Source organism: Megasphaera stantonii (genome assembly GCF_003367905.1).
In the GTDB taxonomy this organism is placed as follows: Bacteria; Bacillota; Negativicutes; order Veillonellales; family Megasphaeraceae; genus Megasphaera; species Megasphaera stantonii.
This window is the reverse complement of the sequence record NZ_CP029462.1, coordinates 136,006-151,185: the sequence shown is the minus strand read 5'-3', so window position 1 is coordinate 151,185 and position 15,180 is coordinate 136,006. Positions and strand designations below refer to the sequence as shown.

The window sequence follows — 15,180 nt, the reverse complement described above, 5'->3', positions numbered from 1 at the left end:
TACTGTATTTAGCATAGGAGGAATGTAACATGACGAGAACTATTACCGTGCGGGGCGTAGGAAAAGCGACGGCGAAAGCCGACTTCGTTACTATCAATATGTCTATGAAGACGAGCGACATGGAATATGATACGGCGATGGATAGGGCGGCGGAAAAGATCGACGGCCTCAGCCGGGCGCTGAAACATGCCGGATTTGGAGCCGACGACCTTAAGACGACGAAGTTCAGGGTCGATACGGCATATGACACGATAAAGGACAGAGATGGCAATTATAAGCGCATATTTGAAGGGTTTGTCGTGCATCACGACGTAAGGCTGCAGTTTGATTTCGAATCGCGCCGCCTGTCGCAGGCTCTTTCAGCTATGGCGGCCTGCATATCCGCTCCGGAAATAGAAATCCGCTTTTCCGTAAAGGACTCGGAGAAATTAAAAGACGACATCCTTCGCTCGGCTGCGGAAAACGCGCGGCGCAGGGCTGAAATCCTGTGTGAAGCGTCGGGGGCGTCCCTGGGCGCTCTGCTGTCGATACATTACAGCTGGGACGAGCTGTCTATCTATTCGTCGACCCGTTTTTCCTACGAAAGCGAATGTCTGAGCAGCGTGAAGAGCGTGAAATCCATCGATATGGAACCGGAAGATATTCACGCCGGCGATTCGGCAACCTTTGTATGGGAAATCTGCTGAGAGGCGATAGAGCCGCATTCAGGCCGCCGGAATGTAAAATTTAGGTAAACGATAGAGGACAACGAGCCGCTGGAGCTGCTTCAGCGGCTCGTTGTCGTTGACTTTTTGCGCATCGTATATTACTATAAAATACATAAATAGTATATTTTACAACAACGTATAATGGAGGAACATACATGTTTGATTTCAACATATTGCATATCGTCGCTGGTATTCCCGGCCTGCTCATCGCCATGGTCATGCACGAATACGCCCATGCGCTCGTGGCCGATTATATGGGCGACGACACGCCGCGCCTGATGGGACGGCTGACGCTGAACCCTATGGCCCATATCGACCCCATCGGGGCGCTCATGCTCCTCGTAGCCCGCTTCGGCTGGGCCAAGCCGGTCATGATCAACCCCAATAATTTCCGCAGCTGGCGGAAGGGGGAGCTGTGCGTAGCCTTTGCCGGTCCGGCGGCCAATCTGATCGTGGCGTTCGTCGCCCTTGTCGCCCAGGTTGTCTTCAGCCGACTGGATTTATTTACCGGTACGGCCCTGCAGCTTGTCCTGAGCATGATCGTCATATATAATATCAACTTTGCCATCTTCAACTTGCTGCCCCTGCCGCCGCTGGACGGCTCGCGCATCCTCATGTGCTTCCTGCCGTCGGAATGGAACTATCGCCTGGCGAGCCTGGAACGGTACAGCTTTATCATCCTCATTGCCTTGATGATGACGCCGGTCTTCTCGTATATTTTGATTCCCCTGCAGCGGCTCGTATTCAGCGTATTTAGTCTGGCATTGCTTCCTTTTTTATAAGAGAAAGGCAGGTTTAAACTATGAAACGGATTTTTTGCGCCCTCGCCTTTGCCTGCTGCCTGGTGCTAGGCCCGATGACGGCGTCGGCCTTCGACTACGATCAGTCTGTCGACGAGATTTCCCTCAGCCCGACGACGGCCTATGACACGGTGCACCTGGGCATGTCCCGGGCAGATTTCGACGCTAACTTTTCCGCGTTGCCCGGCTGGACTTTTTACGGAAATACGACGTCCAAGCTGGAACGGGCGGAGCGGTCTGTGACCCGCGACGGCGTGACCGTGCAGGAAGGCCTGGTCATCCTGACGGACGATACGGCGGCTGACAGCAAGGTATTAGCCTTCGACAATTATTTCCGCACGGCCGACAAAAAGACGGCCCGCGACATCTACCGGCGTCTTCGCGCCAGCATTTACGCCGCCATGGACGACTTTCCCGTCAGGCAGAGCGGCCGCATGACGACGTGGGTCCGCGGCGACGTGACTATCGTCGTCTTCGCTAAGGCGGAAAAGGATAAGGACGGCATGTATGCCGTCGTCATCCGCCGATACAATAATCATGTTTTAAAGGAATGACAAGACAAAAGTCCATGTTCTATTGACATAAAAAAGATTCTCATATATAATAATAGTACACCATTTTACTTTTTGACTTTTATATTCCTTGAAGAGTGAGGAGACGTCACCATGAATAGTGTAAAAACAGTGTTTTTGATGACTTTGCTGGCTTGTATTATGATGCTCATCGGCGGAGCCTTCGGCGGCCGCGGCGGCGTCATGATCATGCTGGTCATCGCCTTAGGGATGAATTTCTTTTCCTATTGGTTCAGCGATTCGATTGTCTTAAAAATGTATAAAGCCCAGGAAGTCGGCCAAGGCCATTACCTGTACCATATCGTCGAAGACCTAGCCCGGCGGGCGGAACTTCCCATGCCGAAGGTATATGTCATTCCGACGGACGTGCCCAACGCCTTTGCTACGGGCCGCAACCCTTCCCATGCAGCCGTCGCGGCTACGGAGGGCATCATGGAGATGCTGGACGAAGACGAAATCCGCGGCGTCTTGGCCCATGAAATGTCCCACATCATGCACCGCGATATCCTGATTAGCACGATTGTCGCCTGCTTCGCCAGCGTCATTTCCATGATCGCCAACATCGCCCAGTGGGCGGCTATCTTCGGCGGCGGCCGTGATGAAGACGGCGAAAGCACTAATCCCATCGCCCTGATCGGCACGATTATCATTGCGCCCATTGCGGCGGCGCTGATTCAGTTCGCCATTTCCCGTACGCGCGAATACATGGCCGACGAAGAAGGGGGCCGCATGATCGACGACCCGCTGGCTCTGGCCAGAGCGCTGGCTAAAATCGATAACTACGCCCATTACCGGGTCATGCCCGGTGCGACTCAGTCGACGGCCCACATGTGCATCATCAATCCCTTCTCGGGTCTCAAAGGCAATTTGATGAATTTATTCAGCACCCATCCGTCTACGGAAAACCGCATTGCCCGCTTAGAAGCCCTGGATCGGGAACTGCACGGGTAATAGCCCTGACAACGACATATGAATGACGCAAACGTCCCGTTTCCCTTAGGAGCGGGGCGTTTTGTATGAAAAACAGCTTCTCTGCCTGCCGGTGATATTTGGCAGAGAGAAGCTGTTTTTGCATAGCCCTTTATTTTACTTTGTTAGTCAGCGTTCCAATATCGGAAATGGAGATTTCTACGACGTCGCCGGAATGGATGAACTTAGGCGGATTGAAGCCTACGCCTACGCCGGACGGCGTGCCCGTAGCGATGATGTCGCCGGGCAGGAGGGTCGTTCCCTGCGAGAGGGTCTGGATGAGCTGGGGAATGGTGAAGATAAATTCGCCTGTCGTCGCGTCCTGTCGCACTTCGCCGTTGACCTTGGTGACGACCGTAAAGGTATCGGGCGCAGCGTCCCGCAGGAGCAGGAAGGGCCCCATAGGGCAGAACGTATCCAGGCTCTTGCCGTGGAACCATTGGCCGTGATTAGCCTGGAGGTCGCGGGCCGTCACGTCGTTTAAAATCGTAAAGCCGTATACGTAATCCATGGCTTCGCCGACGGGAATATCGGAGCCTTCTTTGCCGATGATGACGGCCAGCTCGCCTTCATAGTCGAGGGCGCTGGTGACGTTTTTATGGGGATCGATGAGGTCGTCAGGGCCGATGACCGACGTCGTGGCCTTGGTGAAAATCATGGGATATTTCGGCAGCTCCGGCACGGCGGTCTTGTCAAATTCGGCAATGTGGTCGGCATAGTTCTTGCCGATGCAGAAGATATTGCGCTCTACATGAGGAATGGGAGCCATAATGCGAACCGTATCCAGGGGCTGAGCCGCGACGGCGTAGGTCTTTTCATTCTGCTCCAGCGCGTCGGCTAAGGCCAGCAGGCCTTCATTTCCCTGACGGATGAATTCGAGAAGCGTTTCCGGCAGCGGCGTAAAGAAGGCCTCTTCCAGTGCAATGGCACCGTATACGCCTGTTTCCGTCTCGTCGAGGACGCCCCACTGCACCAGGCCCATATCCTCGTAGGTTACTAATTTTTTTATCATCATGTCCAATCGTCTCCTTTAATTCTTAAAGATATATGTATATTTTATTATATCACATATGTTATAGGCAATATAGCGCTGAGACGAGGTTAGTGTAAAATAATTGTGGGAAAACTTTACTGCACAAAAGTGAAGAACATATAAAAAGAGAAGGAACTTCTTTGGTATAATGAAATCACCACAATCTCACGCAAAGGAGTCCTTCTCATGAACATTATACAACAGATTCTTTCTCTCAGTACAGACTTTTTTAATACAAACATGGAATCGTTAGTAACGGGCCAGGCGTCCCTGACCGACGTGACGCTGGCTGTACAAGAGTTTGTGCAGAACCTGGGGCGGGAGGTGTTGTCGGCAATGTTAGAACAGGCCGATGAAGCCATCTATGAAACGGTGAAGCCGCAACGTACCTATCAGATCAAAGAAACAGCCCGTTCGCGTACCTTGGTAACCACGTTTGGAGAAATCACCTTTCACCGCCGGTATTACCGACAGAAAGACACGGGCCGCTACACCTATCTGCTGGACGAATGGTGCCAGCTACCGGCGTACAGCCGGATCGAGGCTTCCTGTCAGGCCCGAATGGCAGAACATGCCAAGGATATGAGTTATGCGAAAGCAGCCCAAGTAGCCACTCCGGTCCCGGTAAGCAAACAGAGCGTGCGGAACGTCTTATGCCGGTTGGGGACGATCCCCAATACGGCGGCTCCCCTGCCGGAACGGAGGCCGAAGGTATCCGAACTGTTCATCGAAGCCGACGAAGACCATGTGGCTATGCAGCAGGGAAACAGCCGGCAGCTGCGGCTGGCCTATGTATATGAAGGGAAAGTAGCGGAGGGAAAAAAACGGAGAACACTGACAGCCAAACGGGTGTTTACGGGATATGGGATGCCTTGGAAGGAAATCAAGGAATATATCCAAACCGTATACGACAGTCCAGAGATTACGATTCTGGGAGACGGGGCGGCGTGGATACAGAGCGCGACGTCGTACCTGGAAAAGAGCCGCTGCGTCACGGACGGATTTCATGTTGTCAAATACTTGCGGCAGATAGCGGGGACGGAAACGATCCAACCTCTGTATGACGCCTTGCTGGCCAATGACCGGGAGCAATTCTGCCGGGAAGCTGAACAGAAGATACGGCACCGTCCGTATCGGAGAAAAGCGATTCGAAGAGGTCAGCAATATATCCTGAACCATTGGGAAGGGATTCGGGACTGGCTGCAGAACCGGGAGACATTCGCCAGCAGTACGGAAGGGCATGTCAGTCATATCCTGTCGGCCCGGCTGAGCTCACGTGGAATGGGCTGGAGCAAAGACGGGGCGGAACGGATTGCCCGATTGCGGACGCTGGCAGAAAACGGCGGCGACGTGTGGCGCTATGCCTTAGATTGCCTGACGAAGAAACACTCCGATACAGTACCAGACCTGAATGAACAGGAATTGACGAGGCAATGCCGACGCCGGCGGCTGCCGTACTGCGTGTATGATGCAGAGCACAGCTGCCGTATGCCGGGGAGCGAAGGCGCATTACACGGAAGATGGATGAAAGATATCCAAAACAGTGGATATCACCATATACATTAGATACTAAAAGGCCGGATTTACATGCCAAGATGTTTCTGTCAAATATATACCCACAACAACTTGACACTGTCGAGACGAGAATGCGTATTGACTGCGGAAGAAATGTTTTGTAAAATATAAATGAAAGAAAGCGGTGAGCCTCTACCATAAAGTGAGGACCTAAAAAAGCGGTGAGCCTCTACCATAAAGTGAGGACCTAAAAAAGCGGTGAGCCTCTACCATAAAGTGAGGACCTAAAAAACGATGGAGGGCGTGAAAACGTCCTCTATTTTTGTATAAAAAGGAGAAGCTATGCGTCTGTATCATGTCAGCGATACGTATATACAATATCTAAAGCAGTTTGATGAAAAAGTGCCGGATAATAAAAATCAAAAGCGACCGTATGTAGGAATTGTCGTAGAAGTAGGGGGCGTGACGTATTACGCGCCTTTATCGTCGCCTAAGCCCAAGCATTTGAAAATGAAAAACGGAAAAGATTTTAGAAAAATTAATAAAGGCGTATACGGCGCTATTAATTTTAACAATATGATTCCAGTACCCGTCGCGGAATTACTGCTCATTGATTTCGACGCCATTCAAGATAAACAGTATCGGCGGCTGCTGCAGCATCAATATGAATACATCAAAGAAGACGAAGCGAACATTATAAAAATTGCAAGGGCGTTACGAAATCTGTTCTTTGTCGGGGGCGATACGCTGAAATCGATTGACAAAAAAGTTATGCAGCGATGCTGTTGTTTCCCGTTGCTGGAACAGGCCTGCCGCCAATATATGCAGAACGATTCCGACAATATGTGATATAGGTGAATTTTGGCTGCGATTCTGTAGAAAAATATCTTGAAAATGCCAGAAACCGGCTGGTTTGCTGAATTTATAAGTAGAAAGGCTCTGTAATTTGTGATAAAATAAAACATCATACATAAGGCATAAAGGGGAGACTCGTTCATGGATAACGAAATCACAAAGAATTTTATTGAAAATATTATCGATGAAGATAACGAAAAAAATACATATGGAAAGCGCATCCACACCCGTTTTCCGCCGGAACCGAACGGCTATCTCCACATCGGTCACGCGAAATCGATTTGCTTGAACTTCGGCATCGCCAAAAAGTACGGCGGCATTACGAACCTGCGCTTCGACGATACGAACCCGTCCAAGGAAGACGTAGAATACGTCAATTCCATCAAGGAAGACGTCCAGTGGCTGGGCTTTACCTGGGACGACCGCATGTTCTACGCTTCTGATTATTTCGATACCCTGTACAACTACGCCGTCAAATTGATCAAATTGGGCAAGGCCTACGTCGACGATTTGTCAGGCGATGAAATCCGCGAATACCGCGGCACCTTCAGCACGCCGGGCAAGGAAAGCCCGTACCGCAGCCGCAGCGTCGAAGAAAACCTGAAGCTCTTTGCCGAAATGAAGGAAGGCAAGTACGGCGACGGCGAAAAAGTACTGCGTGCTAAGATCGACATGGCCAGCCCGAACCTCAATATGCGCGATCCTGTCCTGTACCGCATCGTCCATGCCCATCATCACCGCACAGGTGACAAATGGTGCATTTACCCGATGTACGACTTCGCCCATCCCGTATCGGACGCCATTGAACGGATTACCCACTCGATCTGTACCCTTGAATTTGAAGACCACCGCCCCCTGTACAACTGGGTCCTCGAAGAATGGGACGACCCGGAAGGCCAGAAGCCGCGCCAGATTGAATTCGCCCGTCTGAACGTCACCAATATGATTACAAGCAAGCGCAAGCTGCGCACCCTCGTAGAAAAAGGCATCGTCAGCGGCTGGGATGACCCGCGTATGCCGACCATTTCCGGTATTCGCCGCCGCGGCTACACGCCCGAAGCCATCCGCGACTTCTGCGAACGCATCGGCGTAGCCAAAGCTGACAGCATGGTTGACATATCCCTTCTCGAGTACTGCATCCGTGAAGACTTAAAGCTCAAAGCGCCGCGTCTCATGACGGTCATCGATCCCCTGAAGGTCGTCATTACCAACTATCCCGACGGCCAGACGGAAACGATAACGGCGGAAAACAATCAGGAAAACGAAGCCATGGGCACCCGTCAGATTACCTTCAGCAAGACCATCTACATCGAAAAGAACGACTTCATGGAAGAACCGGTTAAGAAGTTCTTCCGCCTGGCTCCGGGCAAGGAAGTCCGCCTGAAATACAGCTATATCATCAAGTGTGAAGACGTCGTCAAGGACGAAGCCGGCAACATCGTCGAGCTGCACTGCACGTACGACCCGGAAAGCAAGAGCGGCAGCGGCGCCAATGCAGGCCGCAAGGTGAAGGGCACCCTCCACTGGGTCAACGCCGAAGACGCTGTCGACGTCGAAACGCGGGTCTACGACTACCTGTTTAAGACCGATGAATCGGACGACGCCGAAGGCGACAAGAAGGATTTTCTGTCCCAGATCAACCCCAACAGCCTGGAAACCTTTGCCAGCAAGGGCGAAGCCGCTCTGGCTTCCTACCATGCCGGCGACAAATTCCAGTTCCTCCGTCAGGGCTACTTCGTCATCGACAAGGACTCGACGCCGGAACGCCTCGTCGTAAACCGCATCGTCGGGCTGCGCGATACGTGGGCCAAGATGCAGAAAAAGCAGTAAGATGAGAGAAATCTTAAAAGAAGATTAAAATAGCATGAGAAAACGAACCGGTCTTTCCATCGGTCTTAAATTTCGATGAGAATACCGGTTCGTTTTTGTATTTCAGTTGCAGTGCCGCAGGGAACACTGTATAATGAAATCACACCATTACTGGTAGAGGGGGAACTATAAGTTATGAAATCCATTGGGTCTCATGGCGTGCTGCTTCTCATATTGTTTCTGTTGGCAGGCGGCCTGTTGGGCGGCATTCTTGGAGAAGTTTTATCGGGAATCCAGCTGGGCAACCTCATGCCCATGCTGTCGCAGCATTATGAAATCTTTAATATTCAGAACGTCGATTTAAACTTATATATCATGCAGATTAATTTTGGCATTCGCTTTGCTCCCAACTTGCTGAGCATCCTTGGGATCTTCGTAGCGTTGTTTATCTATCGTCACGTCAGTTAGAGGAGGTTATTCCCGTGTTGATTTTAGCTTCAGGGTCGCCGCGGCGGCGCGAATTACTCACTCAGGCCGGTATTACCTATATGGTAAACCCCAGTACGTATCAGGAAGATTCGCCGAAAAAGAAGGACCCGGAAAAATACGTACAGGCCCAGGCCGTCGGCAAAGCCTGCGACGTTGCTGAAAAATATCCCGGCCAGTGGGTGCTGGGAGCCGATACGATTGTCGTCGTAGACGGCGAAATATTAGGAAAGCCCCGCAATGCCAAAGAGGCTTCGGCCATGCTTCATCGCCTTTCCAATGGGAAGCACTCCGTATTGACCGGCGTGGCTCTGGTGCGCGATAAGGAAATATACACAAAGGTCGTCGAAACGAAGGTATGGTTTCGGCGGCTGACAGATCAGGAAATCGATGCCTACGTATCCAGCGGCGATCCCTTGGATAAAGCCGGTTCCTATGGCATTCAAGGACGGGCAGCCTCCTTTGTCGATAAGATCAACGGTTCCTATACGAACGTCGTCGGCCTGCCATTATCTCAAGTCTGCCGGATGCTTCACAAGGCCAAGGTAGCCTTCTGATGAGCCCGGTCCAGCCTATGGCCTGCTGTGAAAAGCCGCGGGAAAAATTTCTCCAGCAAGGCGCGCAAGCCGTGACGGATCAGGATTTGTTGGCCATTTTGCTGCGTACGGGCGTAAAGGGGCACTCCGTTTTAGACGTATCGCGGTCTCTGCTGCGCTCTCTGCCTGGAGAGAACCTTTATTACCTCAGCGAAGCCAGCGTGGCGGACTTATGTGCCGTTCGCGGCGTAGGCTCCGATAAGGCTGTGACGATCTGCGCGGCTGTCGAGTTGGGACGGCGCATTGCCCGCCAGCGGGTCAAGCAGAATGCTCCTGATTTCAGTACGCCTGCAGCCATTGCCGAATACGTCATGGAAGATATGCGCTTCCTGCCGCAGGAGCAGTTCCGTGCCGTATACTTATCGACGAAAAATCAGCTCATCGCCGTGCGGACACTGACGATCGGCACGATAAATTCCAGCTTGGCAAAGTCCCGCGAGGTCTTTCGATTTGCTATTCAGTACAACGCTGCCGCCGTCGTCCTGGTACATAACCATCCCAGCGGCGATCCCGCTCCCAGCAGCGACGATATCGCCGTGACGAGACAAATAGCCCAGGCCGGCCATATCATGGAAATTCCCGTCCTGGATCACATCATCATCGGCGACGGCACCTTTTCGAGCCTTTGTGAGCTGGGATATATGTAAATTAAATATGGTGACTCCTAACTTATAGATTATATGTGTTAACGAATCGAGACTTCTGCCGAAGTCTCGATTTTTTTATAATCTGTAATGGAAAGAGAGGTGAAAGCTGTGTCAAAGAAGATGTGGTTCGGGTTGTTCGGATGTCTGACGGCGTGTATTGCCTCTGGCTGCAGTGCCGAAACGAGTCAGACACAAGAGGTGACGCTGCCGTATCGGGGAGAAATGAAGACGGCGCCTCATTCTCAAACTGACGGTGCCTATACTGCATATACTCCGATTTCAGACGTTGCAGGCGATCCCGTTTTTGCTGACTATGGGCGGCTTCTGTTTCCGCAGCAGCCCTGGTATTACAACGGTCGTACCTTGGGCAGCTTGCAGCTGACGTGGTACAGCTGCATAGATCCGAAGAAAACTGTAGAAATAGCCAACTATTTAAAAAAGCGCGCCGAAGCGGGAGAAACCATTTTTTATGATATATATACAGAAGAAGAAAAGGCAGCGGATTCAGAAAAAAACAATACGGGATTGTTCTTTTTTAAAGGAAGAGCCGGTGCGCCTTTTGCCGTCTGCAGCGCCGGCGGCGGATTTGCCTATGTAGCAGCTATGCATGACAGCTTTCCGCAGGCGCTGGAATTATCCAAAAGAGGGTATAATGCTTTTGCGCTGATTTACCGTCCCGATGCGCAAAAGGCTTGTGAAGATTTGTCTCGGGCCATTGCCTTCATTTTTGCCCATGCTGATGAGCTGGGAGTTAGGACCTATGGATATTCTTTGTGGGGAGGATCTGCTGGTGCCCGCATGGCTGCCTGGGTCGGATCGTATGGAACGGCTGCTTTTAGCGGAGGAAATTTGCCAAAACCGGCTGCGGTCATCATGCAGTATACGGGGTACAGTGAGTACAGCGCTGCCGATCCGCCGACGTATGCCTGTGTGGGAGAAGAAGACGGCATTGCTGATTGGCTGACCATGAAAAGGCGTCTTCAAAAATTAAAAGCCTTGGGTATTGACACGGAATTTCACCATTATCCAGGACTGCGTCATGGCTTTGGTCTCGGTACGGGTACGCCGGCTGAGGGGTGGCTTGACGAGGCCGTCTGTTTTTGGGAAAGGCAGCTTCAATAGTATAAATGATTGTGAAAAGGAGAAAACATATGAAAACATGGCTTATTACAGGCTGTTCCAGCGGAATTGGCCGAGGCATTGCCAAGGCAGCTCTGCAGAAGGGATATCAGGTTGTGGCAACAGCCCGCAGACTGGAAACGGTGCAGGACCTTACAGCGGCTTATCCGCAAAGGGCTCTGGCAGCCGCATTGGATGTGACGAAACCTGACAGCATTAGGAAGGCTCTTCAAGCAGCCGAAGAGCGATTCGGACCTGTCGACGTTCTGGTCAATAATGCGGGACACGGTTATAGAGCTGCTCTGGAGGAGGGAGAAGATAATAATGTGTCTGAACTTTTTCAGACGAATCTCTTCGGCCCGGTAGCGCTCATGAAAGCGGTACTGCCTCAGATGAGACGGCAAAAGGCAGGGGCCATTATCAACGTGTCCTCTATAGCTGCCGTCTGCGCCGTCGTCGGTTCAGGCTATTACGCAGCGACAAAAGGTGCGCTGGAACTTCTTTCCGATGCCTTGCGGCAGGAAGTAGCACCCCTTGGCATCACCGTAATGACTGTAGAACCAGGAGCATTCCGCACGCGCTTTTTTGACGACTCCCTGAAAGGAACGGCCGTGAAAATCAAGGATTATGCAGAAACAGCCGGTAAAAACCGAAAGGAACACATTATAAACCATCATGACCAGCCAGGAGACCCGGAAAAAGCCGGACGCGTTATCGTAGATGCGGTTGAGCAGCCAAATCCTCCGCAGCGCCTTTTGTTGGGCAGCGACGCCTCAGCCATTGTCTGCGCTGAACTAGAACGACGGCTGGCTGAAGCGCAGGCTCAGAAAGATTTAAGTGTCAGTTCAGATTTTTGACATTGATAAAGGAGAGATCAGTACAGATGAAACAGCGATTGCTGGGACATACATTGTCCGTTTCTGCTATAGGGCTCGGCTGCATGGGATTTTCTCATGCCTACGGCGCGCCGACAGCGCCTTCTGAGGCAATATGGCGTATTCGACGAGCTGTCGGAATGGGATATACGTTTTTTGATACGGCTGAAGTATATGGAACGCCGTCAGATCCCCATGACAATGAACGCATTGTCGGGAAAGCGCTGGCGTCATGCAGGCACGAGGTGCAGATTGCTACCAAATTCGGCATTGTCTTTGATACGTCGTCTGGCACGACGCCGTATCCGCTTATAACCGATTCCCGTCCTGAACAAATACGCCGGTCTGTCGAAGGCTCACTGCGGCGGCTGCAGACGGACTACATCGACCTGTATTTTCAGCACCGCGTCGACCCCAGGATTCCGGCTGAAGACGTTGCCGGTGTTATGGCCGAGCTCATCAAGGAGGGAAAAATTCTTCATTGGGGCATTTCTGAAGTGAACGAAGCGTATTTGCGCCGTGCCCATGCTGTCTGCCCTGTTGCGGCTGTGCAGAATCGGTACTCCATGATGGCCCGCCATTACGAAGCGCTCTTTCCCGTATTAGAAGAACTGGGTATCGGACTGGTTGCTTTTTCGCCTTTGGCCAATGGATTTTTGACGGGATGCTACGGCAGAGATTCATCGTTTAATTCCAAAGACGATTACCGCAGCGCTATGCCGCAGTTCCAGCCAGAGAACCTTGCCGTCAATCAGGAATTGCTGCATCTCCTGCAGATATATGCAGAAGCCAAAGGAGCGACGTGCAGTCAAATTTCATTGGCCTGGATGTTGTGCAAGAAGCCGTGGATCGTTCCGATTCCCGGCACGCGTCAGGAAGGAAGAATGGCAGAAAATGCCGGAGCTGCAGATATCATGCTGACGGCAGATGAAGTATCAGCCCTGGATCAGGCCCTCCAGTCCGTTCCCATGTCTGCCGTCTTCGGCGGCACGGCGACGAAGGCGTAAGGACCGGCGCAGCAGGAAAGAGGAAACACTGCGGAATAGAATGTGCAGAACTGTATATTTAAATTTAGTTAAATGATAATGATATATATTTAATCGAAAGGAGAATAGTATAATGAAACGACCTTTTGTCGTATGCCATATGCTCACGTCTGTAGACGGCAAAATCGACGGTCCCTTTTTCGGAGCTGCTGAGACGGCTCCGGCACTGCAGCTGTACGGCGAGCTGAGAAATGTTTACCAGTGCCAGGCAACCATATATGGCATGGCCACTATTTTGGGCAGCTATTCTGACGGCTTGCTGCCGGAACTGCCGCCTGCAGAAGAGATCTTGCCGAAAGAAGATTATATTAGTCCATACGGAAGGAATGCAGAACAATTTATCGTCGCCGTTGATCCTCAGGGCACTGTGGCCTTTTCATCACCTGTGATGGAAAAGAAGGGCCGCCCGGCAGCTCATATTATCGAGGTACTGACTGAATCTGCATCGCCGGCCTATCTGTCCTATTTGCGAAGCATCGGCATTTCTTATGTATTTGCCGGCGAAAAGCAGATACATTGTGCTGTTTTGCTGGAAAAACTGGTTCAGTATTTTTCTGTTGATAAAGTTATGGTTGCCGGCGGCGGCATCATGAATGAATCCTTTTTGCAGGAAGGACTTATCGACGAGCTGAGCTGGGTTATTGCACCTGTAGTAGATGGAAATACGGAGTCGGCGTCGTTATTTGACAAGGCGGCTTTTCTTCCGGAAGGCCGGCCTGTGGCGTTTCATCTGAAAGAAGCAAACGTCAGGGAAGGCCATGTCTTATGGCTGCGGTATAGTCGGGTGTCTGCATGATTTTGCCATATATCCTGTCATTCGAGTATAATCGGGACTTCATAAGGAGTCTCGATTTTTTTTGTTGGTCTGTCGCAATATATCCTTTATGTCTCCGTTTAGGGCAGATTTACGCCGGATATACAGGGATATCCTAAGGCTGCCTTGATGGGGAATACGGCGCACAGCAGGCAAGGGAGCGGAGCAGCATGTACCATTTTTTTGCTTGATGCATTTTCCGATGTCTTTTATAAAGTACAGAGATAGGTATGTTTTTTGCATTGCCGCAATCTAGGCATTAAAATATGTATATAATAAAAACAGTAACTAAGGAAAGAAGGCAATACGGATGTTGCTCAGGCAAATACAGTATTTTATGGCTGTCGTAGACTGCGGCAGCTTTACGGATGCGGCAGAGCGATGTTATATTTCACAATCTGCCGTATCTCAGCAGGTACAGGCCTTGGAAAAGGAATTAGGCGCTTCCCTTTTGATACGAGAGAAACGCCGGTTTTCCCTGACGCCGGCCGGTGAATATTTTTATATGCGCTGCAAGGGGCTGCTGAAAGAAGTCGATGACATATGTTATGAAACATCCCGCATCGGACGCGATGCGGAATCGGTGCTGCGCATCGGGTATCTGCGCTGCTACAGCGGCCAGGAATTATATCAGGCTGTAGCCGATTTTTCTCAAGTATATCCTGAAGTGTTCATTGATATTGCAACGGGTACGCATGAAGAATTATATAATTTGCTTCGTCATGGCGGCGTCGATATTATTCTAAGTGATCAGCGGAGAGCCTTTTCTGACGATTATGTGAATTATCAGCTTTTATCGTGCAGCTGCTATGCTGAATTGTCTGCCCGGCATCCTCTTAGCCGACAGGAGTCGGTACAGCTTCAGGATTTAAAATCTGTCCCATGCATCTTGATTTCTACGAAAGAGCAGCGCCGTGCAGAGCAGGAATATTATGAGAAGACGCTGAACTTCGGCGGAAGCTTCTTATTTGCCCCTACGCTGGAAGAAGGCCGGCTGATGGTTTTGGGAAACAGGGGATTTTTGCCTGTTGAACGTATGGGCACGCTGCCGCCGGCTCACGCGTCTATACGGCGGCTGCCCATCTGCCAGGGGAAGCGTCAGTTATGTCGCACGTACTGCCTGTTTTGGCGCAGGGAGCATACCCAGTATTATATAGAAGAATTTGCTGAAACGCTGCGAAAACTAGTTCGTCATGAATGAGTCATCATCTGTATCTCTTAATGAAGATGCAGTTTTTACATAAGCAGTACTTATGAATTGCTGCTGAAATCGAGATTGCTGTTTTTGGACCCTGTCTCTACAATAATAGGTGCATGAGGCTGCTGTGATGCTTACG

The 15,180-nt window shown here is 51.0% G+C and carries 16 protein-coding genes; 15 read left to right on the top strand and 1 reads right to left on the bottom strand.

Annotation, left to right across the window (positions count from 1 at the left end):
* Positions 1–29 precede the first annotated feature (29 nt).
* From DKB62_RS00690 to htpX, 4 genes are all read left to right on the top strand, one after another.
* The gene (locus DKB62_RS00690) at positions 30–686 is read left to right on the top strand and encodes an SIMPL domain-containing protein (protein ID WP_087478836.1); all 657 of its coding nucleotides are present in this window, start codon (positions 30–32) and stop codon (positions 684–686) included.
* A gap of 176 nt (positions 687–862) precedes the next feature.
* On the top strand, positions 863–1,489 hold the full coding sequence (locus DKB62_RS00685; RefSeq protein ID WP_087478835.1) for a site-2 protease family protein: 627 nt from the start codon (positions 863–865) through the stop codon (positions 1,487–1,489).
* Between the two features lie 20 nt (positions 1,490–1,509).
* Positions 1,510–2,061, top strand: coding sequence for a hypothetical protein (locus DKB62_RS00680; protein ID WP_232818857.1), 552 nt, complete (start codon positions 1,510–1,512; stop codon positions 2,059–2,061).
* 111 nt (positions 2,062–2,172) lie between these two features.
* On the top strand, positions 2,173–3,030 hold the full coding sequence (gene htpX, locus DKB62_RS00675; RefSeq protein ID WP_087478834.1) for a zinc metalloprotease HtpX: 858 nt from the start codon (positions 2,173–2,175) through the stop codon (positions 3,028–3,030).
* A 130-nt stretch (positions 3,031–3,160) separates the two neighbouring features.
* Here htpX and DKB62_RS00670 read toward each other — a convergent pair whose 3' ends face one another.
* Positions 3,161–4,063 carry a fumarylacetoacetate hydrolase family protein gene (locus DKB62_RS00670; RefSeq protein ID WP_095628889.1) on the bottom strand — a complete coding sequence of 301 codons (903 nt, stop codon included), beginning with the start codon at positions 4,061–4,063 and terminating at the stop codon, positions 3,161–3,163.
* Between the two features lie 258 nt (positions 4,064–4,321).
* On the opposite strand from DKB62_RS00670, the gene DKB62_RS00665 reads away from it, so the two are divergent.
* From DKB62_RS00665 to DKB62_RS00615, 11 genes are all read left to right on the top strand, one after another.
* Complete coding sequence (locus DKB62_RS00665) at positions 4,322–5,647, top strand: ISLre2 family transposase (RefSeq protein ID WP_240320119.1); 1,326 nt, start codon at positions 4,322–4,324, stop codon at positions 5,645–5,647.
* Between the two features lie 291 nt (positions 5,648–5,938).
* Entirely contained in the window at positions 5,939–6,445 is a 507-nt protein-coding gene (locus tag DKB62_RS00660; protein WP_107195477.1) for a type III toxin-antitoxin system ToxN/AbiQ family toxin, read from the top strand.
* 147 nt (positions 6,446–6,592) lie between these two features.
* Entirely contained in the window at positions 6,593–8,281 is a 1,689-nt protein-coding gene (locus DKB62_RS00655; protein ID WP_087478831.1) for a glutamine--tRNA ligase/YqeY domain fusion protein, read from the top strand.
* 174 nt (positions 8,282–8,455) lie between these two features.
* The gene (locus DKB62_RS00650) at positions 8,456–8,728 is read left to right on the top strand and encodes a DUF4321 domain-containing protein (RefSeq protein ID WP_107195478.1); all 273 of its coding nucleotides are present in this window, start codon (positions 8,456–8,458) and stop codon (positions 8,726–8,728) included.
* Between the two features lie 14 nt (positions 8,729–8,742).
* On the top strand, positions 8,743–9,303 hold the full coding sequence (locus DKB62_RS00645; protein WP_107195479.1) for a Maf family protein: 561 nt from the start codon (positions 8,743–8,745) through the stop codon (positions 9,301–9,303).
* Positions 9,303–9,989, top strand: a complete 687-nt coding sequence (gene radC, locus DKB62_RS00640; RefSeq protein ID WP_162860274.1) for a RadC family protein — start codon at positions 9,303–9,305, stop codon at positions 9,987–9,989. Before DKB62_RS00645 ends, radC begins: the two co-directional genes overlap by 1 nt.
* Positions 9,990–10,076: 87 nt before the next feature.
* On the top strand, positions 10,077–11,111 hold the full coding sequence (locus DKB62_RS00635; protein WP_107195481.1) for an alpha/beta hydrolase: 1,035 nt from the start codon (positions 10,077–10,079) through the stop codon (positions 11,109–11,111).
* Positions 11,112–11,140: 29 nt separating this feature from the next.
* On the top strand, positions 11,141–11,965 hold the full coding sequence (locus tag DKB62_RS00630) for an oxidoreductase (protein ID WP_107195482.1): 825 nt from the start codon (positions 11,141–11,143) through the stop codon (positions 11,963–11,965).
* 26 nt (positions 11,966–11,991) lie between these two features.
* Entirely contained in the window at positions 11,992–12,990 is a 999-nt protein-coding gene (locus DKB62_RS00625) for an aldo/keto reductase (RefSeq protein ID WP_107195483.1), read from the top strand.
* A gap of 112 nt (positions 12,991–13,102) precedes the next feature.
* The gene (locus DKB62_RS00620) at positions 13,103–13,825 is read left to right on the top strand and encodes a RibD family protein (RefSeq protein WP_107195484.1); all 723 of its coding nucleotides are present in this window, start codon (positions 13,103–13,105) and stop codon (positions 13,823–13,825) included.
* Positions 13,826–14,153: 328 nt separating this feature from the next.
* Positions 14,154–15,044: a LysR family transcriptional regulator gene (locus tag DKB62_RS00615; protein ID WP_107195485.1), complete on the top strand. Its 891-nt coding sequence runs from the start codon at positions 14,154–14,156 to the stop codon at positions 15,042–15,044.
* Positions 15,045–15,180: the final 136 nt, after the last annotated feature.